At 71.9% G+C, this 1,305-nt stretch carries 1 protein-coding gene and 1 pseudogene; one reads left to right on the top strand and one right to left on the bottom strand.

Annotated elements, in window-relative coordinates; all coding sequences use genetic code 11:
• Positions 1–99: 99 nt before the first annotated feature.
• Positions 100–696: a hypothetical protein gene (locus AB0M88_RS53305; RefSeq protein ID WP_364116352.1), complete on the bottom strand. Its 597-nt coding sequence runs from the start codon at positions 694–696 to the stop codon at positions 100–102.
• A gap of 145 nt (positions 697–841) precedes the next feature.
• On the opposite strand from AB0M88_RS53305, the pseudogene AB0M88_RS53300 reads away from it, so the two are divergent.
• Positions 842–1,305: pseudogene (locus tag AB0M88_RS53300) on the top strand (hypothetical protein); the annotation flags it as partial.

The following is a 1,305-nucleotide window of genomic DNA, read 5'->3' as shown; positions in this document are numbered from 1 at the left end:
GCAGGTGGTCACCTGCGCTCCGTCGGCAAAAGGGTCATTCCGGGAGCCTGCTTCCGCTTGCTGATGTACGCGCGGAAGCCGCCCCGGCCGGCGGCGACGTCAGAGCTGGCGCGGCCGGCGACCGCGGAAGCGCATCGCCCCGAACAGCAGCAGAACGCCGAGCAGGATCGCGCCGGAGCCCAGGCCGACCCAGTGACCGGCCGGTTCTCCGGTGACCGGCAGTTTCTCGCCCGAGCCGCCCGAGCCGCCGCCCGATCCGCCGCCGGATCCGCCGCCTGAGGCAGGCTGGGCGACCACGACGGTGACCTCCTCGTTGACGCTGACGCCGGAGACCGTTCCGGTGGCGGTCAGCGTTGCCTGGCCGCTCTGGCTGAGCTCGACCGGGGTGCTGAACGTGCCGGTCGGGCTCGCGGTCACCGTCTTGAGCGCGGCGGCGACGATCCCGGGCTTGTGGGTCTGCCCGGCGCTGTGCAGCGCCGCGCTGGTCGCTCCGAAAGAGACGTCGATGGTGATCGGCTCACCGGGCAGGAACCCCTTTCCGGAGAAGACCACCGGCTCGTCGGCCGAGACGGTGCCGCTGGATACCGCCGAGGCCGGGGGTTCGATGGGGTAGCCGCCCGCGGCGTGGGCCGCGGCGGGGGCAATCAGTAGCCCGCCGACCGCAGCCAGCATGATCAGGAGTCGGCGTATGGACAACTTTGCCTCCAAGGTAGCGGATCACATGACTCTCCCCCAATCTAGGCATTCTCTTCCTTATTCGTCGTAAATCGTGTTTTTCTCGGTTGAGCTACTCATACACCGATGAAGTACCGCCTCGATCGGTGCAGAGAGGTGGCTGGGAATGCGTAGCGCGGAGGCATCGGGGCCGGTCCGGCGCCGGGTGGGGCGGATCCTCTGCCTCGGGCTGGCGCTGGTCTGCGTCAGCGGGCTCGCCGTCGGCGGCTGGGAGGCACGGCAGGCGGCGCAGGCCCGCCGGCACCTGCTGCGGGCCGCGGCCCTGTTCGAGAGCCTCCAGTCGCAGCTCGAGCGGGGCGACTACGCGACCGGGCGGGCCACTGTGCTGGCCCTGCGCGGGGAGACCGGCGCCGCCGGTGCCGCCACCGGAGACGCGGCCTGGCGTCTGGGCGGCCACGTTCCGGTGCTGGGCGACGACGTCCGAGCCGTCCGCACCGTCACCTCGGCGCTCGACGACCTGGCCACCAAGGTGCTGCCGCCTCTCGTCGACGTCGCCGCGGGCATCGAGAAACTGGTCCCGCACGGGGGCGCGATCGACGTGACCGCTCTGGCGGGCGCGGGGGGGGCGCG

Origin of the sequence: Actinoplanes sp. NPDC051411 (assembly GCF_040682075.1) — a bacterium.
Lineage (GTDB): Bacteria > Actinomycetota > Actinomycetes > Mycobacteriales > Micromonosporaceae > Actinoplanes.
This window is presented reverse-complemented; position numbering and strand designations above follow the sequence as displayed.